The organism is Actinocorallia lasiicapitis (assembly GCF_054778695.1).
Genome location: NZ_BAAGZI010000005.1, coordinates 29,981 through 47,131 on the forward strand (window position 1 = coordinate 29,981; position 17,151 = coordinate 47,131).

A 17,151-nucleotide genomic window follows, 5' to 3' on the forward strand; every position below is an offset into this window, starting at 1 on the left:
CCGCCAGTTCCTGCCAGCTCCTGCCAACCTGGCAGATCAACTCCCGCCAGCTCCCGCCAGCTCCCGCCAGCTCCTGCCAACCTGGCAGATCAACCTCCGGTGAGTCGCTGCGTCGCTTGTAGGGGAAGTAGCCGCATCCAACCCGGCAAGAATCTCACCGCGACCTTGACTCCTTGGAGCACCTCTACGGGTCGTGCAGGGTATCTTGCAAGTGCCAACTTCGCTAGAACTGGCAGCAAGGCTTCTACCTACTACAGGAACTAACTAGATGAAGATACCCAAGCAGCCCCCAGATACTAAAAAGATCCTCGCAGAACTATCGTCAACTAATCCGCATCGACTAATTAGAATATTTACGCAGGCGTCACCTAATGTCGTTTCAGAGCCTTATATTGCATGGGACAAACTTCGATTCAAAGAGCCCCCTGGCGACCTGAGTGTCGAAGAATGGTGGGTCGCAATAAAGATTGCAAGACAGTCGGCACAGCGCGCCATTCCGCTAAAAGATAAGAACGGCAGGAATTTCACCTACACCATAACCGATGAAGCCCTAAAAGCGATCGAATACATAAATCGCAATGCGAGCGGCTTTATTGGCATCAACGAGCAGGTCACCAATTCATCTACACGCGATCGGTACATCGTCAACTCACTGATAGAGGAGGCAATAACTTCTAGCCAACTAGAGGGAGCCGCAACCACCCGGCGCGACGCAAAAGAGATGATTCGCAGCGGGCGAAAGCCAAAGACTCGAGACGAAAGGATGATCCTTAACAACTACTATGCGATGCAAAGAATAAGATCGATTCCAGAGGAGAAACTCACCGTAGAATTTATACTGGATCTGCATCGGATAATCACCGATGGAACACTGGATAATCCTGATGCCGCTGGCAGGTTCCAGCGAGCAGATGAGGATAGGGTCGGAGTTTACAGCAACGAAGGCGACCTTCTCCATGACCCCCCGCCAGCGGACAAGATTGCGGAGAATGCTCAGCTTATATGTGACTTCGCAAATGGAGAATTGGGAGACGCTTATATTCCACCCGTCGTCCGGGCGATAATCGTGCACTTCGCCATTGCCTACCTACATCCCTTTGAGGACGGCAATGGTAGAACTTCTCGGACACTCTTCTATTGGTCGATGCTCAATCAGGGATTCTGGCTGACAGAGTTTATCTCCATCTCCCGGATTCTGAAAGGCGCGCCCGGCCAGTACGCCAGAAGCTTCTTGCATTCTGAACAAGATGAAGGAGATCTAACCTATTTTATTATCTACCATCTGAATGTGGTAATCCGATCCATCAAGGACCTCCATTCGTATCTTGATTCAAAAGTCGAAGAGCTTCAGAATCTTCAGCGATCACTAGCAGAGATGCCTGGCGTCTACAACTATCGACAGCTCGCAATAATCGACCGCGCAATGAAGAATCCAGGGACACATTTCACCGCAATATCACATAGCACTAGTCATGGCGTGGCAAGGGAAACCGCCAGGCAAGATCTGATCAATCTCGAGAATCTTGGCATCCTGACCAAGAGGAAAATGGGTAAGAGCTTCGTTTGGATACCGGCCGTTGAAATGAATGAACGACTCAAGTCGGGCCAAGGACGTAGAAGCCCTTAGTTAGTGGCGGCAGCGGTAGATCATGATTTAAAGTCGGTCCGCATGGGCTAGCCGGACCAGATGAACCGGCGCATAGTGTGCCGTTATAGACTGCAAGGAAGCTCTCATCTACAGTGCAGGCCTCACCTGCCGCCCTCACTTCCACTTAGTGCGGCGGAGCAAAGAGGCCTCCAACACTAGGTGAGGTGCCTCGAAGGTTCCGGACAGCTGTATTTACGGTCGGCTCATGCCGCGAGCTGGTTGTTTAGGTATTCGGCGTGGGCTTGAGCGGGGCTCTTGTAGCCAAGTGCTGAATGGCGGCGTTTGGGATTGTACCAGAATTCAATGTAGCGGATGATGTCTCGTCGGGCATGATCGCGAGTGGGGTATTCGGTGCGGTGGACGCGTTCGTTCTTCAGTGCGGAGAAGAACGACTCGGCCATTGCGTTATCCCAGCAGGTGCCGGTCCGGCCGACGGATTGACGCATGCGGAGGCGGCGCAGTGTCGCGGCGAACTTCTTGGACGTTTAATTGCTGCCGCGGTCGCTGTGGAAGATCGCCTCATCGGCCAAGTCGTGATTGCTGGCCGCCATTTCGATGGCTTTCTCGATGAGGGGTGTCTTGTAGTTGTCGCCGATCGCCCAGCCGATGACGGCTTTGGTGAAGCAATCGATGACGGTGGCGAGATAGACCCAACCTTCCCAGGTTTCGATATAGGTGACGTCCCCGACGAGTTTCTCGCCTGGCGCTTGGGCGGTGAAGTCGCGCTGGACGAGGTCGGGGATGTGGTGCTCCTGGCCGTCCTGCTCGGTCAGACTCAGCCGCCAAGGCTTGGGCTGGCAAGGCTTGGGCTGGCAAGGCTCCAAGCCGAGCTCGCGCATGACGGAGCGGACCAGTTCAGGCCCGACCGGCACACCGTGGTCGGCCAGGTCGGCGTGGATCCGCCGGTATCCGTACGTGCCATCGGAGGCTTCGAAGAAGAACTGCACCCAGGATTTAAGCTCGTCCCGCCGGCGAGCGGTCGCCGATTCCGGGCGTGTTCTCCATTCGTAGAATCCGGGGGGCCCGGAAGATCTGGCGGGAACTCCACCGCCGAGGCCATCAGGTCGCCCGCTGCACCGTGGAGCGACTGATGAGCGACCTCGGGATCCGCCGGTGCCGTCCGCGGGAAGAAGGTCGTCACCACGATCACAGACCCGCAGGCGGCGCGGGCGCCGGACCTGGTCGACCGGGACTTCGTCGCCGTCGCGCCGAACCGCTGCTGGGTCGCGGACTTCACTCACGTCGCCGCCTGGAACGGGGTCGTCTACGTCGCGTTCGTCGTCGACACCTTCTCCCGCCGGATCGTCGGCTGGGCCGCATCCACCAGCAAGCAGACCCGGCTCGTCCTGGACGCCCTGGAGATGGGGTTGTGGCAGCGTGACCGCGACGGCCGCCCTCACCAGCGGGGCGAACTGGTGCATCACTCGGACGCCGGCAGCCAATACACCAGCTTCAAGCTGGCCGAACACCTCGAGAACGCCGGGATCGCCGCCTCGATCGGAGCAGTCGGCGACGCCTACGACAACGCCCTCATGGAGTCGACGATCGGCCTGTTCAAAACCGAAGTGATCAAACGGCGAGGCCCCTGGAAGACGTTGTCGCAGGTCGAACTCGCCACCGCGGAATGGACGGACTGGTACAACCACCGCCGACTCCACGGTGAGATCGGCCACATCCCACCCGCTGAATACGAAACCAACTACTACCTGTCCACCACGAAACCCCAGCTCACAGCCACCACCGAGAGTCTCTAACGAACTCGGGGGCGCTTCAGCCACCACCTGGATCAGGGCTGGGCGCAGGCCGGGGATGGTGGTCGTGTGTTCTTCGGCCAGCGCGGAGGGCACATCACCGACCGCGCTTACCTGGCCGTCTGGAAGAAGGCCAGAGCGGACGGACTCACCTCCAAGGAAGCCGCCTCGCCCCTGGCCAGACGTCCCTACGATCTCCGGCACGCCGCCGTCTCGACCTGGCTCGCCGCAGGGGTTCCCGCTGCCCAGGTCGCCGTCTGGGCGGGGCACAGCGTCGCCGTCCTTCTCAAGGTCTACGCCAAGTGCGTCAGCAGCCAAGGAACGCATCTACCGAGCCACTCGCGGCGACGATCCCGGCTCCTGAAACATGGGCACGCATTGGGTACAGAAGCCCGTAGAAGGCCGTTGACAGGCGTGGACAGCCAGGCGGAACGCGAAAGGCCCGCTGCCTGGATTCCCAGGTCAGCGGGCCTTTTGCAAGGTGTGGCGGCTGGTGGGTTCGAACCACCGTAGGCTGAGCCGGCAGATTTACAGTCTGCTCCCTTTGGCCACTCGGGCAAACCGCCTTGCGTCGCTTGCGACAGGAGAAATACTAGCGGATGTGGGGAGTGGGTTGTGCAACTCGGGTGGGGGGACGGGGCGGGGGCGGGTTAGGACCAGACTCGGTTGCCGTTGACCCACTTGCAGGTCAGGGTGGTGCCGGACTTGGTTTTGCCCTTCTGGTTGGTGGTGGGGCAGGGCTTGCCCTTGGTGACGTTTTTTGCGGTGGGGAGGGGCTTGGGGGAAGCGGAGGCCGGGGACGCGGTGGCGGGGGTGGGGACGTCGGAGGCTACGGCGCCTACGCCGTTGGCTGCGTCGGTTTTGACGGCGTTCGCGCCGTCTGAGGCGGCGGTCTTTGCGGCGTCCACTCCGTCCGACGCGGCGGTTTTGGCTGTGTCCACGCCGTCGGAGGCGGCGGTTTTGGCTGCGTCTACGCCGTCGGAGGCGGCGGTTTTGGCTGCGTCTACGCCGTTTGAGGCGGCGGATTTGGCGGGGGCGGCCTCTCGGGAGGCTTTGGCGGTGGGGTCGCCGTGGCCGCAGGCGGTGGCGGTGAGGGCCAGGGCTACGGAGAGTGGGACGGTGTAGATGAGTGAGCGTGACATACCGGATCCCCCTGAACGGATGTCTTGGTGAGCGGACGGTGGGGTGGGGCTGCCAGACTGGTAGGTCGGAGCCCCTCCGATAGGGGCTCTACCCCATCTAGATCGTCACAATCCGTTAGGACTCGTCACCGTGGCATCCGAGAGTTCGTTCGACATCGTCTCCAAGCTGGACCGGCAGGAGACCGACAACGCGCTGAACCAGGCGGCCAAGGAGGTCGCCAACCGCTTCGACTTCCGCAACGTGGACGCCGGCATCAGATGGTCCGGCGAGACCATCGAGATCCAGGCCAACAGCGAGGAGCGCGTCAACGCCGTCCTCGACGTCTTCAAAGAGAAGCTGATCAAGCGCGGCCTCTCGCTGAAGATCCTCGACGCGGGCGACCCGAAGCCCTCCGGCAAGATCTACAAGATGGTGATCAACCTGAAGGAGGGCATCTCCCAGGAGGACGCCAAGAAGATCGGGAAGATCATCCGCGAGGAGGGTCCGAAGGGCGTCAAGGCGCAGATCCAGGGCGACGAGCTGCGCGTCTCGTCCAAGAAGAAGGACGAGCTCCAGGACGTCATGTCCCTGCTCAAGGGCAAGGACCTCGACGTCGCCCTCCAGTTCACCAACTACCGCTAGGCCTTCGGGTCCTCGGGCCGCTCGTGCCCGGGGACCGTCCGGCGTCCGGTCACGTGCCGCTCGACGAGCCGCGCGACCTCGGCGACGTCACCGATGCCCCCGATCACGGTCAGCGGGTCTCGGTGGCGCTGCTCGGGGGTGACGGCCGCCAGGAACTCCACCTGCCCCGCCCCCTGCCGCGCAGAAACGAGCAGTTCACCCGCCGCGCCTACGATTTTCAGCGCGGGGAACGACACGAACCCGCCCTGCTCGCACTCCACCTCGCGCAGGTGGCTCCGCAAGGACTCGATCGCCTCCGCTGCCGCGCCCGTGTGCAGGAAGGTCAGGCCGTCACGGCCCGGGAGCCCGTTCACCGGTGCCGCCCGCCTAGCCCGACGAACTCACGGATCGCCCCGACGACGAGCGCGCCGAGCATCGTCAGCGCGAACCCCGCCAGCAGTACCGCGCCCACGATCCCGAACGCCGTCACAGCGTGCCCTCGATCTCGGCCTGCTGGGCCAACGCTTCGCGCAGTTTGTCCGGAGTGTCTTCGACCAGGGTCATCGCGAGCCCCGCATACAGCTCATCCGACGTCAGCCCGCCCCGATCCATCCGCGTCGCCACGAACGTCCGCGCATTCCGCGACGGCCGGATATGCCACCCCTTGAACATCTCCCGGAGCCGCGTTAGTGAGGCCGGGATTGTGGCGTTATTCATGGGTCGGACTCGCTTTCCGTTCGGGACCGCGGCGGCGCACGGCTCGGGGGCTGTCACGCACGCCGCCGCGGCGATCAGGGGGCTTCGTTCCAGACGAGTTCGACCCAGACGGTCTGCTCGCCGGCCCGCACGTCGTGGCCGAGTTTCGCGGCCAGCTCGGCGACGATCAGCAGCCCGCGCCCGGACTCCTCCGCCTCGTCCGCGTCGACCACCCGGCCGTTCCACACGCGGGCCCCGGTGTCGGTGACGGCGATGCGCGCCGACCCAAGGCGGCGAGTGATTCTCACGGTGATCTCGTCGTCGGGGCCGCTGCCGTGGCGCAGGGCGTTCGTGACGAGCTCGGAAGTGACCAGCTCGGCGTCGTCGGCGATCGGCGTTCCGGCCAGCGCCGCGCGGGCGGTGGCGCGGGCGGCGGCCACGGACGACGGGCCTTTCGACAGGGTCTCGTGCGTCTCCATGACCACCTCGGTGCGCCGATCTGCATATACAGGAACGTAAGCTGTATACGCAGCTTGAGGGTTGTGCACTCAGCCTGTCAAGCTACTCGGCACAACCCGCGCACCCTTCGGAGCACACGTGACCCAGCCCGCATACCTGCGCATCGCTGACGACCTGCGCCAGCAGATCCGAGACGGCAGGCTGGAGCCCGGCGCGAAACTCCCCTCCCGTCACCAGCTCGCCGCCACCTACAGCGTCTCGGACGGCGTCGCCGTCAACGCCGTCCGCGTCCTGGTCGGCGAAGGGGCCGTCGTCTCCCGTAGCGGATCGGGCACCTACGTCCGGGAACGGCCGCCGCTCCGCCGCCTCACCCGCTCCTGGTACCGCGACCAGCGCCGCGACTCGCCCTTCCGCGCCGACATGGCGGCCCAGAGCCGCAGCGGCGGATGGGAGTCCTCGTCCGAGACGGTCGCCGCCCCGCCCGAAATCGCCGATCGGCTCGCCCTCGAACCAGGCGGCCAGGTCATGCGGACGCACTACGTGTTCACCGCCGACGGCGATCCGGTCATGCTGTCGACGTCATGGGAGCCGCTCATCCTCACGGGCGGCACCGACGTGATGATGCCCGAGGACGGCCCGTACGCGGGACGCGGGGTGGTCGAGCGGATGCGCGCGATCGGGGTGGAGATCCGACTGGCCACGGAGATCGTGACGGCGCGCGCCGTCCTGGCCGACGAGGCGCGCGAGCTGGGCACCGCGATCGGCTCGACGGTGATCGTGATCCAGCGGACCTACACAACGGACGAGCGGCCGGTCGAAACCGCGAACATCGTCGTACCGGTCGACCGCTATGAACTCGCCTACGTCATCCCGGTCGACCCGGCCTAGAGCGCCCGCTAGGGGTGGTTGGCCATGCGTTCTAGGCGGGCTATGCGGTCGGCGGTGGGGGGGTGGGTGGAGAAGAGTTTGGCCATGCCGCCGCCGGTGAAAGGGTTGGCGATCATGAGGGCGCTGGTGGATTCGATGGCGGGGTCCTGCGGGAGGGGCATGGCTCGGACGCCGCCTTCGATCTTGCGGAGGGCGCTGGCCAGGGCCAAGGGGTCGCCGGAGAGTTCGGCGCCGGATTCGTCGGCCTGGTATTCGCGGGTGCGGCTGATGGCCATTTGGATGACGCCCGCGGCCAGAGGGCCCAGGAAGACCATGAGGAGCGCGCCGATGGGGCCTGGGCCGTTGTCGTTGTTGGAGCGACCCGGCAGCAGCATCCCCAGGTACGTCAGATAGGTGATGACGGTCGCCAGGGCCGCCGCGACCGACGAGATGAGGATGTCGCGGTTGTAGACGTGCGACAGCTCGTGGCCGATGACGGCGCGGAGCTCCCGCTCGTCCAGCATCTGCAGGATGCCGCGGGTGACGCAGACGGCCGCGTTGCGCGGATTGCGGCCCGTCGCGAACGCGTTGGGCTGCGGCGTCTCGGAGATGTACAGGCGCGGCATCGGCTGGCGGGCCGTGTTCGACAGCTCCCGCACCATCGCGTACAGCGCGGGCGCCTCGACCTCGCTGACGGGATGCGCCCGCATCGACCGCAACGCGATCTTGTCGCTGAAGAAGTAGGCGACACCGTTACTGACCAGCGCGATCAGAAACGCGATGGTCAGCCCGCCGGAACCACCGAGCCCCCACCCCACCAGCATGATCAATGCCGACAGCGCACCGATCAGCAGCGCCGTCTTCAAGCCGTTCATGGTGCTAGACCTCCCCTTGGCCTCACACCTGAAAACAACGCGGCCGGTCGCCGATTCGTTCCGATCATCCCAAGCCCGGTCATCCCAAGGCGAGGGTCGCCTGCAGCAGCAACTGCGGCGCGACCGACAGCACAACCGCCCCGACGGCCGTCACCGCGACGGCCCCCCGCAGCCCCAGCTCCCACGGCAACTGGTACCGCCGCGACGGCGCCGCCCCGAACAGCCGCACCGCCCACCGCAGGTAGTAGTACAGCCCGATCGCGGTGTTGACGGCCATGACGACCGCCAGCCACGTCACCGGCTCGGTCAGCACCGCCCGGAACACCAGGATCTTCGCCAGCAGCCCCATGACGCCCGGCGGCAGCCCCGCCAGGCAGACCAGGAAGAACGCGAGCGCCACCCCGTACCAGGGCGTCACCCGCGCCATCCCCTGGTAGTCGCCGATCCGGTTGTCGTTGTCGTCCATCGGGTGTTCCGTGTACTCCGCCGACCCCTGGAACACACGCCCCGCGAACCCGGTGACCACCGCGAACGCCCCCAGGTTCATCACCGAGTAGAAGGCCAGATACCCGGCCGTCGCCGCCACCGCGTCCCTGATGTGGAACTGCCCGACCGCCAGCGGCGCGATCATGTACCCGGACTGGGCGACCGATGACCAGGCCAGCAGCCGGACGGCGTCGGTCTGCCGCAGCGCCATCACGTTCCCGACGGTCATGGTGACGGCCGCGAGCACCGCCAGCAGCGGCCCCCACACCTTCCCCTGCTGCGGGAACGCCAGCATCACGACCAGTGCCAGCCCGGCGAACCCGCCGGCCTTCGACACGACGGACAGGAACGCCGCCACCGGCAGGGGCGCGCCCTGGTAGACGTCGGGCGCCCAGAAGTGGAACGGCACGGCCGCCACCTTGAACCCAAATCCGACGATCACCATGACGATCCCGGCGGCGAGCACCGGCTGCATCTCGCCGGAGACCGCGACCAGGGCGATCCGGTTGAAGTACATCGATCCGGTCGCCCCGTAGACGAGGCTGATCCCGAACAGCAGCACCGCCGCCGACACCACGGACACCAGGAACAGTTTGACGGCGGCCTCGGTGGCCTTCCCGTCGTACCGTTTCAGCGCGACCAGCGCGAACACCGGCAGCGAGAGCGTTTCGAGGCCGACCACGAGGATCACCAGGTCGCGGGCGGCGACCAGCGCGAGCACCCCGGCGATCGAGCAGAACAGCAGGAAGTAGTACTCCCCCACGGGCAGCGACAGCCGCGCCACCTCGCTCATCGACATCAGCACGACGACGAGGGCGGCCGCCAGGACGATCCCCTGGAACACGAGGGTGAACCCGTCGGCGACGTAGGAGCAGGCGGCGGGCCCTTCGGTGGCGAGGGTCGCGGGCACGCAGAAGGTGGCGCGGTCGTCGCCGGGCACGAGCGCGAACACCGTGCCGAGCGCGACGGCCAGCAGCCCCGCCGCGGCCCAGCCCAGCACGCGCCGTCCGACGTCGAACAGGTCGGCGAGCAGCAGCGCGATCGCGCCGAGCGCGACCACCAGCACCGGCCCGACGGCCGTGTAGTCGATCTCCTGGATGACGCTCATCAGCCGGCTCCGATCAGCGCGCGGACGGGAGCGTCCGTCAGGGCGAGCAGGGTCTTGGGCCAGAGCCCCACCAGCAGGATCAGCACGATCAACGGGGTCCAGGCGGCCCACTCCAGCGGCCGGACGTCCGTGAGGGCCCCGCCGGACGGCGGCCCCTGGGTGATCTTCTTGAGCAGTCGCAGGAAGTAGGCGGCGGTGAGGACCGCGCCGACGGCGGCGACGCCCATGAACGTCACGAAGGTCTCCCGGGGCAGCCCCGAGGACGGCTTGTACGAGCCGGCCAGCGCCAGCATCTCGCCCCAGAACCCGGCGAGCCCTGGCAGCCCGAGCGACGCGACGCACGCGAACGCCAGCACGGAGCCGAGCCGTGGCGCGCGGCCGAACATCCCGCCGCCGATCTCGTCGAGCTGCCCGGTGCCGTACCGGTCCTTGACGGAGCCGGCGAGGAAGAACAGCAGTCCGGTGATCAGTCCGTGGGCGATGTTGCCGAACAGGGCGGCGTTGACGCCGATGGGCGTCAGGGTGGCGATGCCGAGCAGCACGAACCCCATGTGCCCGACCGACGAGTAGGCGATCATGCGTTTGAGTTCGGTCTGGGCGAGGCAGGCGAGCGCCCCGTAGACGATCCCGACGACGGCGAGGCAGCCGAGCCACGGCGCCCACACCTGCGCGCCTTCGGGCAGGGCGGGCAGCCCGATCCGGACGAACCCGTAGGTGCCCATCTTGAGCAGCACCCCGGCCAGCAGCACCGACCCGACGGTCGGCGCCTCGGTGTGGGCGTCGGGCAGCCAGGTGTGCAGCGGCCACATCGGGGCCTTGACCGCGAGCCCGATCCCGAGGAACAGGAACGCCGCGACCTGGACGCCGTGGGAGAGCCCGAACCCGTGCCGTTCGGCCAGTTCGACCATGTCGAGGGTGCCGGCGTTGACGCCGATCAGCAGCAGGCCGACCAGCAGGAACCCGGAGCCGACCAGCGTGTACAGGATGAACTTGTAGGACGCGTGCCGCCGTCCGGGCCCGCCCCACCGCGCGATGATCACGTACATCGGCAGCAGGACGACCTCGAAGAACACGAAGAACAGCAGCAGGTCGAGGGAGAGGAACGTGCCGAGCATCCCGAACTGCAGGAGCAGCAGCAGCGCCGTCAGCAGGGCGGGCTCGGCCGTGTCCTGTTTCCCGAGGTACACGAAGCACAGGAAGGTGAGCAGGGCGGTCAGCACGACCAGCGGCAGCGACACCCCGTCGACGCCGAGATGGAACCGGACGCCGAGCGCGGGGATCCACGACCAGTCGGTCGCGTGCTGCATCCGCTGGGACGCGCCGTAGTCGAACGTCGAGCCCATCAGGACGGTCCAGGCCAGCAGCGCGCCCGACGTCCAGAGCCCGAACCTGACGGGGTTGCCGCGCACCAGTGGCACGGCGAGCGCCGCGACGAGGGTCAGGAGGAGCAGGATCGCGCTCATGTCAGCGTCACCACCGCGAGGACGAGGAAGACCGCTCCGGCGAGGACGCCGGTCAGGTAGGTCTGGGCGTTGCCCGACTGGGGGATCCGCGCGAGCGCGCCGAGCCGCCGCAGCAGCGGGACGGTCCCTTCGACGGCCCCGTCCACCACGTGGGTGTCGAAGCCGCGGACGCCGCGGGCCAGCGCCCGCACCGGCCGGACCACGGTCAGGTCGTAGAACGTGTCGACGTAGAACGCGTTCGCGAGGACGGGACGGAAGCGGCCGAGCCGCCGGGCCGGATCGGCTTCGGGGTCGTCGCGCCAGGTCAGATAGGTGACGGCGGCCCCGGCGGCGGCGAACAGCAGCGACATCGCGGCGGTGCCGAGGTGGGGGCGGAGCTCGTCGGCGCCGAGGCCGAAGAAGCCGAGCCCGGCCGCGGGGATCGCGAGGAGCACCAGCGGCCAGCGCATCAGCGGCGGGGCTTCGTGGGCGGCGGCCCGCGGGGCGCCGAAGAAGGTCATCAGCCAGGCGCGCAGCGCGTAGGCGGCGGTCAGGAAGACCGTCACCAGCATCGCCAGGTAGATCAGCCAGGCGGCCCAGCCGGGCTGGACCGCGAGCCCCGCGCCGTCGAACGGTTCGTAGGCGAACCAGCCGCGGTGCTGTTCGCCGCCATTGAACGCCAGCTCCTGGGCGCCTTCGATGATCGCGTCCTTGGAGAAGAAGCCGGAGAACGGCGGCAGCCCGACGAGGGCCGCGTACCCGATCGTCATGCAGACGAACGTGACGGGCATGGCGCGGCGCAGCCCGCCCATCCCGCCGAGCAGGTTGGTGCCGACGGCGTGGATCACGCAGCCGGCCGCCAGGAACAGCAGCGCCTTGAACGCGCCGTGCGCGACCAGATGGAAGATCGCCGCGCTCTTCGCCCCGACGGCCAGGCCCGCCGCCATATAGGCGAGCTGGCTGATCGTCGAGTAGGCGAGGACCCGTTTGAGGTCGTCCTGGGCGAGGGCGGCGAGCGCCGCGCCCACCATGGAGATCGCGGCCAGGACGCCGAGGACCGTCAGCGCGACGGGCGCCGCCAGGAACACCGGGTAGAGCCGTGCGACGAGATAGATCCCGGCGGCGACCATGGTGGCGGCGTGGATCAGCGCGCTGATCGGGGTGGGGCCCGCCATCGCGTCGGGCAGCCAGGTGTGCAGCGGGAACTGGGCGCTCTTCCCGGCGACCCCGCAGAGCAGCAGCAGCGCCGCGACGACGACCGTGGTGTGCGGCAGCTCCCCGACCTTCGCCAGGACGGTCGGGATGTCGAAACTGCCCGCCCCGATCCCCAGCACGATGACGCCGAGCAGGAACCCGGCGTCCCCGACCCGCGTCACCAGGAACGCCTTGACGGCGGCCCGCGCGTTGTCGAGGTTCTCCCAGTGGTGGCCGATCAGGAAGTACGAGCAGACGCCCATGACCTCCCAGCCGACGTACATCACCAGCAGGTCGCGCGCGAAGATCACCAGCAGCATCGCCGCCGTGAACAGCGACACGAACGACGCGTAGGAGGAGTAGCGCGGCTCGTCCCGCATGTAGGCGACCGAGTACACCTGGACGGCCAGCGCCACCGCGCCGACGAGGACGCCGAGCAGCGCCGACAGCCCGTCGACGGTCAGCCCGACCGTGATCGGCGGTCCGCCCGTCGGGATCGTGGTCAGGACTCCGGTCCTGGTGGCGGGGTCGCGCCAGGCGGCCAGCCCGATCACCACGGTCAGCATGGTCATCGCCGCGGTCGGCAGCACCGCGCAGAGAACGGGGCCGAGCGCGCCGCGCGCCCCGCCGCCCGGTTTCCCGTCGGCCGAGCCGTTGAGGGTCATCAGGCGGGTGATCCGGGGCCCGGCCAGCAGGCCGAGGACGGCGCCGAGGAAAGGCAGCAGGACGGCCTGCGCCGCGAGGACGATCATGCGACCTCCTCCGATGCGCTCAGGTCATCCCGTTCACGCAGGGTGTCCTGGCGGTCGACGTCGATGGTGCGGCGATTGCGGAACAGCAGCAGCACGATCGCCAGCCCGAGCCCGACCTCGGCGGCCGCGATGACGATCGTGAACAGGGTGAGGACCTGGCCGCCGTGCAGCCGGTCCCGGAGCCAGACGTCGAAGGCGACGAGGTTGAGGTTGACGGCGTTGAGCATCAGCTCCGCCGCCATCAGCACGAGGATCGCGTTGCGGCGGGCCAGCACCCCGTAGATCCCCACGGAGAACAGCAGGGCGGACACCACCACCGGGTAGAGGACGTGCATCTAACGGTCACCTCCGCCGCGCGACAGCACGATCGCCCCGATCAGCGCCGCGAGCAGCAGCACCGACAGGATCTCGAACGGGAGCACCCAGTTGCGGAACAGGGCCTCGCCGAGCGCCGCGCCCGTCCCGGCCTGGGGGTCCAGCTCGATCTTCGCGTCCTTGAAGCCACGGACCAGCAGGGTCACCAGGACGGCGGCCGTCGCGCCCGCGACGCCGAGCGCCGCCAGCCGGTTGCCCGAGTCCAGTTCGGTGGACGGGCCGATCGGCGCGCGCGTCAGCATGATCCCGAACAGCAGCAGCACCACGATCGCGCCCACATAGATGAGCACCTGCACCCACGCCACGAACTCGGCCGTCAGCACCAGGTACATCCCGGCGAGCGCGCCGAACGTCGCGACCAGCCAGAGCGCCGCGTGGACGAGCTGCTTCGTCGTCACGACGAGGACCGCCGACCCGACGGCCAGCACCCCCAGCGCGGTGAAAACGATCTCCTGCGCGGTCACCGGAGCTCCTTCGGCGGCTCGGCGTTCAGCTCAGGTGGCTGCGGCGGTGGGACCGTCCACATCCACTCGCGCAGCCGCTCCTTCTCGTGGGTCAGCTCACTGATGTCGTAGGCGGCGTACTCGAACTCCGGCGACCAGAACAGCGCGTCGAACGGGCACACCTCGATGCAGATGCCGCAGTACATGCAGAGCGAGTAGTCGATCGCGAACCGGTCCAGGACGTTCCTCGACCGGGCGCGCGCCGTGCCCTCCTGCGGCATCGTCTCCTTGTGGGAGTCGATGTAGATGCACCAGTCGGGGCACTCCCTGGCGCACAACATGCAGACCGTGCAGTTCTCCTCGAACAGCGCGATCACGCCGCGGGAGCGCGGCGGCAGATCCGGCGCGACCTCCGGGTACTGGCGGGTCACGGTCCGTTTGGTCATGGTCCGCAACGTCACGGCGAGGCCCTTGGCCAGGCCCTTGCCCAGCTTCATGAGATGGCCACCTTCACGACTCCGGTCAGCGCGAGCTGCGCCAGCGCGATCGGCACCAGATACGCCCACGCCAGCTTCTGGAGCTGGTCCTCGCGCATCCGCGGGAACGCGACCCGGAACCAGATCACGAGGAACGCCAGCAGGAAGATCTTGATGAGGGTCCACCAGAAGCCGTCGAGGAACGGGCCCTTCCAGCCGCCCAGGAACATCACGGTCGTCAGCCCGCAGAGCACCAGGATCCCGGCGTACTCGGCGAGCAGGAAGAACGCGAACCGCAGCCCCCCGTACTCGGTGTACGGACCGAAGATGATCTCCGAGTCGGCGACGGGCATGTCGAACGGCGGACGCTTCAGCTCCGCCAGGCCCGCCACGAAGAACACGACCGCGGCCGGCGCCTGCCACAGCAGCCACCACCACCGCCACTCCCCGACGATCCCGCTGAGGCTCAAGGTGCCCGCGGCCATCGCCACCGACGCCGCCGCGAACACCATCGGCAGCTCATAGGAGACGAGCTGCGCCGCCACCCGCATCCCGCCGAGCAGCGAGTACTTGTTGGCCGACGCCCAGCCCGCCATGATCGAACCGATCACGCCGACACCCATCACGGCCAGCGCGAAGAACAACCCCAGCGACAGATCGACCGCCACCTGGCCAGGACCCACCGGGATCACGCCCAGGACCACCAGATACGGCACCAGCGCCACACCCGGCGCCAGCAGGAAGATCCGCCGGTCGGCGGCCGCCGGGACGACGTCCTCCTTCTGCGCGAACTTCACGCCGTCCGCCACCAGCTGCGCCCAGCCGTGGAAACCACCCGCGTACATCGGGCCCAGCCGGCCCTGCATGTGCGCCATGACCTTGTGCTCGGCCTGGCCGATCAGCAGCGGCAGCGTCAGGAACGCCACCGCGACCAAGGCCAGCGCGATGACGTCACGCATTCGGCCCCCAACCCGCCGGAACACCAGGGGGCAGGTTCTTACGGCGCGACGGCGCGCCGTGCTCGCCGCCCTCACCCGGCTCCTTCGCCCCCGGCCACGGCTTCGCGACCCGCGCGGCCAGGACGAAGTCCTTGCGCAGCGGGTTGCCCTCGAAACCGTCCGGAAGCAGCAGCGGCTTCAGATCGGGATGACCGTCGAACACCACACCGAACATCTCGAAGGTCTCCCGCTCATGCCAGTTCGCGCCCCGGTACACCCCGACAGCGGACGGGAGCACCGGAGCGTCACGCGGGACCAGGGTGCGGACGAGGAGATGGTGGGGGCCGTCCGGGCTGAAGACGTGCACGACGATCCGGAAACCGTCCTCGAGCTCGTCGACCCCCGTCAGGAAGTCGAAGAACGCGCAGGCCAGGTCGTCGCGGGCGTAGGTCAGGGCGTCCAGCCAGCGGGCGGCGGGGACGTCGACGGTCAGCTCGCCGAACGCCTCGCCGAGCTCGGCCTGCTCGCCGAAGCGATCCGCCCACGCGGCGGCCAGTTCCTCAGTCGTCATCGCCGAACCCCGGCACGATCGAGTTGTCGATGATGGAGGTGTCCTTGCGTGGCGCGGCCGGTGCGGCCTGGGCGGCCGGTGGGGCCGGGGCGGGCTGGAGGGGGCGGGTCAGCACGGTCGGGTGGTACTCCCAGACCGACGGCGCGGGCGCCACGGTCTCGCCGTAACGGTCGGCCAGCGACTCGTTCGCGATCTGCTCCTGCAGCCGGACGATCCCGTGCAGCAGCGCCTCCGGGCGCGGCGGGCAGCCCGGCACGTACACGTCGACGGGGATGAGCTGGTCGACGCCCTTGGTCACGCAGTAGGAGTCCCAGTAGGGGCCGCCGCAGTTCGCGCACGACCCGAACGAGATCACGTACTTCGGCTCCGGCATCTGCTCGTACAGCCGCTTGACGGCCGGAGCCATCTTGTCGCTGACCGTCCCGGACACGACCATCAGGTCGGCCTGCCGGGGCCCGGGGGCGAACGGGATCACGCCGAGGCGGATGAAGTCGTGCCGGGCCATCGACGTCGCGATGAACTCGATCGCGCAGCACGCCAGCCCGAAGTTGAACACCCACAGCGAGTACCGGCGGCCCCAGTTCAGCACGAACTTGACCGGTTTCGGCGCGACCTTCGACAGCGGGCCGATCGTCGGTTCCGGAAGGTCGACTACACCCACGTCAGCACTCCCTTCTTGTACGCGTACAGCAGCCCCACGGCGAGGAACCCGAGAAACACGAACATCTCCCCGAGGGTCACACCTCCGTAACCCTGGGCACTGAAGATGGTCGCCCAGGGGAACAGGAACACCGCGTCCACCGCGAACACGACGTACAGGTAGGTGAAGACGTAGTAACGCACATACGACTGGGCCCACCCCTCCCCCACCGGGTCGATACCGCACTCGTAGGTCAGGAGCTTCTCGCGGGTGGGCCGCGAGGGCCGCAGCAGGCGGTTGGCCGTCAGGCCGCCCGCGACGATTCCGCCACCGATGACGAACAGGACGGCGACGAGGACGTAGGAGCCGTAGTAGTCGCGCACACGGGAGAGAGTAGACCGTCGGCGATCCCCGGATCCGCCAGGCCCTGGCCCGTACGCGCGAACTCAGGGCCCGCTTTACTGATCTAACGGGTCAAACATAGGGTTTCGCGCAGGTACAGGCGTTCTTTAGGGGTGGTGCGGTAAATGAGTCAGGACCAGAACTGGCAGCCTCCGGGTCAAGACCCGGCGGTGCCACCTGCGAGCTCAGAGCCCCCACCCGCCCAGGGCTGGAACCCTCCCCAGGACCAGCCCGCCGACCCGCCCCCCTCCTGGGCCCCGCCCGCCGACCCGGCCCAGCCCGGCG

Annotated in this window: 20 protein-coding genes, 1 tRNA gene and 3 pseudogenes; 5 read left to right on the forward strand and 19 right to left on the reverse strand. The window is 67.2% G+C overall.

Annotated features, from left to right (window positions below; translation table 11 throughout):
- Positions 1 to 268 precede the first annotated feature (268 nt).
- Positions 269 to 1,627 carry a Fic family protein gene (locus ACYVE7_RS01445; protein WP_460362472.1) on the forward strand — a complete coding sequence of 453 codons (1,359 nt, stop codon included), beginning with the start codon at positions 269 to 271 and terminating at the stop codon, positions 1,625 to 1,627.
- 224 nt (positions 1,628 to 1,851) lie between these two features.
- Here the strand turns inward: ACYVE7_RS01445 and ACYVE7_RS01450 are convergent, their stop codons facing one another.
- From ACYVE7_RS01450 to ACYVE7_RS01460, 3 genes and pseudogenes are all read right to left on the reverse strand, one after another.
- On the reverse strand, positions 1,852 to 2,094 hold the full coding sequence (locus tag ACYVE7_RS01450) for an integrase core domain-containing protein (RefSeq protein ID WP_460362474.1): 243 nt from the start codon (positions 2,092 to 2,094) through the stop codon (positions 1,852 to 1,854).
- A 39-nt stretch (positions 2,095 to 2,133) separates the two neighbouring features.
- Entirely contained in the window at positions 2,134 to 2,487 is a 354-nt protein-coding gene (locus tag ACYVE7_RS01455; RefSeq protein WP_460362506.1) for a DDE-type integrase/transposase/recombinase, read from the reverse strand.
- Positions 2,479 to 2,607: pseudogene (locus tag ACYVE7_RS01460) on the reverse strand (IS3 family transposase); the annotation flags it as partial. The gene ACYVE7_RS01455 and the pseudogene ACYVE7_RS01460, both read right to left, overlap by 9 nt.
- 35 nt (positions 2,608 to 2,642) lie before the next feature.
- Between ACYVE7_RS01460 and ACYVE7_RS01465 the strand changes: the two are divergent.
- Both ACYVE7_RS01465 and ACYVE7_RS01470 read left to right on the forward strand, forming a co-directional pair.
- Positions 2,643 to 2,762, forward strand: a pseudogene (locus ACYVE7_RS01465) (IS3 family transposase); the annotation flags it as partial.
- A gap of 19 nt (positions 2,763 to 2,781) precedes the next feature.
- Positions 2,782 to 3,402, forward strand: a pseudogene (locus tag ACYVE7_RS01470) (IS3 family transposase); the annotation flags it as partial.
- A 481-nt stretch (positions 3,403 to 3,883) separates the two neighbouring features.
- Here ACYVE7_RS01470 and ACYVE7_RS01475 read toward each other — a convergent pair.
- Both ACYVE7_RS01475 and ACYVE7_RS01480 read right to left on the reverse strand, forming a co-directional pair.
- Positions 3,884 to 3,965 (reverse strand) — tRNA-Tyr (locus ACYVE7_RS01475).
- 84 nt (positions 3,966 to 4,049) lie between these two features.
- The gene (locus ACYVE7_RS01480; RefSeq protein ID WP_460362476.1) at positions 4,050 to 4,541 is read right to left on the reverse strand and encodes a hypothetical protein; all 492 of its coding nucleotides are present in this window, start codon (positions 4,539 to 4,541) and stop codon (positions 4,050 to 4,052) included.
- 130 nt (positions 4,542 to 4,671) lie between these two features.
- Here ACYVE7_RS01480 and ACYVE7_RS01485 point away from each other — a divergent pair, with 130 nt between their 5' ends.
- On the forward strand, positions 4,672 to 5,163 hold the full coding sequence (locus ACYVE7_RS01485; RefSeq protein ID WP_460362477.1) for a YajQ family cyclic di-GMP-binding protein: 492 nt from the start codon (positions 4,672 to 4,674) through the stop codon (positions 5,161 to 5,163).
- Here the strand turns inward: ACYVE7_RS01485 and ACYVE7_RS01490 are convergent.
- The 3 genes from ACYVE7_RS01490 to ACYVE7_RS01500 form a co-directional block, all read right to left on the reverse strand.
- A complete protein-coding gene (locus ACYVE7_RS01490) occupies positions 5,160 to 5,516 on the reverse strand; it encodes a hypothetical protein (protein ID WP_460362478.1) in 357 nt (118 codons plus the stop codon). The genes ACYVE7_RS01485 and ACYVE7_RS01490 overlap by 4 nt on opposite strands.
- Before the next feature lie 112 nt (positions 5,517 to 5,628).
- Positions 5,629 to 5,814, reverse strand: a complete 186-nt coding sequence (locus tag ACYVE7_RS01495; protein ID WP_460362479.1) for a hypothetical protein — start codon at positions 5,812 to 5,814, stop codon at positions 5,629 to 5,631.
- Positions 5,815 to 5,933: 119 nt separating this feature from the next.
- Positions 5,934 to 6,317: an ATP-binding protein gene (locus tag ACYVE7_RS01500; RefSeq protein WP_460362480.1), complete on the reverse strand. Its 384-nt coding sequence runs from the start codon at positions 6,315 to 6,317 to the stop codon at positions 5,934 to 5,936.
- A gap of 118 nt (positions 6,318 to 6,435) precedes the next feature.
- On the opposite strand from ACYVE7_RS01500, the gene ACYVE7_RS01505 reads away from it, so the two are divergent.
- Entirely contained in the window at positions 6,436 to 7,185 is a 750-nt protein-coding gene (locus ACYVE7_RS01505) for a GntR family transcriptional regulator (protein ID WP_460362482.1), read from the forward strand.
- Between the two features lie 8 nt (positions 7,186 to 7,193).
- On the opposite strand, the gene htpX is transcribed toward ACYVE7_RS01505, so the two are convergent.
- The 11 genes from htpX to ACYVE7_RS01560 all read right to left on the reverse strand — a co-directional run bounded on the left by htpX (position 7,194) and on the right by ACYVE7_RS01560 (position 16,847).
- On the reverse strand, positions 7,194 to 8,039 hold the full coding sequence (gene htpX, locus ACYVE7_RS01510; protein WP_460362484.1) for a zinc metalloprotease HtpX: 846 nt from the start codon (positions 8,037 to 8,039) through the stop codon (positions 7,194 to 7,196).
- A gap of 79 nt (positions 8,040 to 8,118) precedes the next feature.
- Entirely contained in the window at positions 8,119 to 9,633 is a 1,515-nt protein-coding gene (locus ACYVE7_RS01515) for an NADH-quinone oxidoreductase subunit N (protein WP_460362486.1), read from the reverse strand.
- Positions 9,633 to 11,096, reverse strand: coding sequence for a complex I subunit 4 family protein (locus tag ACYVE7_RS01520; RefSeq protein WP_460362488.1), 1,464 nt, complete (start codon positions 11,094 to 11,096; stop codon positions 9,633 to 9,635). Before ACYVE7_RS01520 ends, ACYVE7_RS01515 begins: the two co-directional genes overlap by 1 nt.
- Positions 11,093 to 13,021 carry an NADH-quinone oxidoreductase subunit 5 family protein gene (locus tag ACYVE7_RS01525; RefSeq protein ID WP_460362490.1) on the reverse strand — a complete coding sequence of 643 codons (1,929 nt, stop codon included), beginning with the start codon at positions 13,019 to 13,021 and terminating at the stop codon, positions 11,093 to 11,095. The genes ACYVE7_RS01520 and ACYVE7_RS01525 overlap by 4 nt, the downstream gene beginning before the upstream one ends.
- On the reverse strand, positions 13,018 to 13,356 hold the full coding sequence (nuoK, locus tag ACYVE7_RS01530) for an NADH-quinone oxidoreductase subunit NuoK (protein ID WP_460362492.1): 339 nt from the start codon (positions 13,354 to 13,356) through the stop codon (positions 13,018 to 13,020). The genes ACYVE7_RS01525 and nuoK overlap by 4 nt, the downstream gene beginning before the upstream one ends.
- A complete protein-coding gene (locus tag ACYVE7_RS01535; RefSeq protein ID WP_460362494.1) occupies positions 13,357 to 13,860 on the reverse strand; it encodes an NADH-quinone oxidoreductase subunit J family protein in 504 nt (167 codons plus the stop codon).
- Positions 13,857 to 14,336 carry a NuoI/complex I 23 kDa subunit family protein gene (locus ACYVE7_RS01540; protein ID WP_460362496.1) on the reverse strand — a complete coding sequence of 160 codons (480 nt, stop codon included), beginning with the start codon at positions 14,334 to 14,336 and terminating at the stop codon, positions 13,857 to 13,859. The genes ACYVE7_RS01535 and ACYVE7_RS01540 overlap by 4 nt, the downstream gene beginning before the upstream one ends.
- Positions 14,333 to 15,274 carry a complex I subunit 1/NuoH family protein gene (locus tag ACYVE7_RS01545; protein ID WP_460362498.1) on the reverse strand — a complete coding sequence of 314 codons (942 nt, stop codon included), beginning with the start codon at positions 15,272 to 15,274 and terminating at the stop codon, positions 14,333 to 14,335. Before ACYVE7_RS01545 ends, ACYVE7_RS01540 begins: the two co-directional genes overlap by 4 nt.
- Complete coding sequence (locus ACYVE7_RS01550) at positions 15,267 to 15,824, reverse strand: NADH-quinone oxidoreductase subunit C (protein WP_460362500.1); 558 nt, start codon at positions 15,822 to 15,824, stop codon at positions 15,267 to 15,269. The genes ACYVE7_RS01545 and ACYVE7_RS01550 overlap by 8 nt, the downstream gene beginning before the upstream one ends.
- Positions 15,814 to 16,485 carry an NADH-quinone oxidoreductase subunit B gene (locus ACYVE7_RS01555; RefSeq protein WP_460362502.1) on the reverse strand — a complete coding sequence of 224 codons (672 nt, stop codon included), beginning with the start codon at positions 16,483 to 16,485 and terminating at the stop codon, positions 15,814 to 15,816. The genes ACYVE7_RS01550 and ACYVE7_RS01555 overlap by 11 nt, the downstream gene beginning before the upstream one ends.
- A complete protein-coding gene (locus ACYVE7_RS01560) occupies positions 16,476 to 16,847 on the reverse strand; it encodes an NADH-quinone oxidoreductase subunit A (RefSeq protein ID WP_460362504.1) in 372 nt (123 codons plus the stop codon). The genes ACYVE7_RS01555 and ACYVE7_RS01560 overlap by 10 nt, the downstream gene beginning before the upstream one ends.
- Positions 16,848 to 17,151 lie beyond the last annotated feature (304 nt).

Bases quoted from the DNA above. Each gene is read 5' to 3' on its own strand.
- ACYVE7_RS01540 (WP_460362496.1), bottom strand. From the start codon at position 14,336: ATGAAGCTGGGCAAGGGCCTGGCCAAGGGCCTCGCCGTGACGTTGCGG.
- ACYVE7_RS01455 (WP_460362506.1), bottom strand. From the start codon at position 2,487: ATGCGCGAGCTCGGCTTGGAGCCTTGCCAGCCCAAGCCTTGCCAGCCC.
- ACYVE7_RS01450 (WP_460362474.1), bottom strand. From the start codon at position 2,094: ATGCGTCAATCCGTCGGCCGGACCGGCACCTGCTGGGATAACGCAATG.
- ACYVE7_RS01525 (WP_460362490.1), bottom strand. From the start codon at position 13,021: ATGATCGTCCTCGCGGCGCAGGCCGTCCTGCTGCCTTTCCTCGGCGCC.
- ACYVE7_RS01445 (WP_460362472.1), top strand. From the start codon at position 269: ATGAAGATACCCAAGCAGCCCCCAGATACTAAAAAGATCCTCGCAGAA.
- ACYVE7_RS01500 (WP_460362480.1), bottom strand. From the start codon at position 6,317: ATGGAGACGCACGAGACCCTGTCGAAAGGCCCGTCGTCCGTGGCCGCC.
- ACYVE7_RS01515 (WP_460362486.1), bottom strand. From the start codon at position 9,633: ATGAGCGTCATCCAGGAGATCGACTACACGGCCGTCGGGCCGGTGCTG.
- htpX (WP_460362484.1), bottom strand. From the start codon at position 8,039: ATGAACGGCTTGAAGACGGCGCTGCTGATCGGTGCGCTGTCGGCATTG.
- ACYVE7_RS01520 (WP_460362488.1), bottom strand. From the start codon at position 11,096: ATGAGCGCGATCCTGCTCCTCCTGACCCTCGTCGCGGCGCTCGCCGTG.
- ACYVE7_RS01545 (WP_460362498.1), bottom strand. From the start codon at position 15,274: ATGCGTGACGTCATCGCGCTGGCCTTGGTCGCGGTGGCGTTCCTGACG.
- nuoK (WP_460362492.1), bottom strand. From the start codon at position 13,356: ATGCACGTCCTCTACCCGGTGGTGGTGTCCGCCCTGCTGTTCTCCGTG.
- ACYVE7_RS01480 (WP_460362476.1), bottom strand. From the start codon at position 4,541: ATGTCACGCTCACTCATCTACACCGTCCCACTCTCCGTAGCCCTGGCC.
- ACYVE7_RS01550 (WP_460362500.1), bottom strand. From the start codon at position 15,824: ATGACGACTGAGGAACTGGCCGCCGCGTGGGCGGATCGCTTCGGCGAG.
- ACYVE7_RS01495 (WP_460362479.1), bottom strand. From the start codon at position 5,814: ATGTTCAAGGGGTGGCATATCCGGCCGTCGCGGAATGCGCGGACGTTC.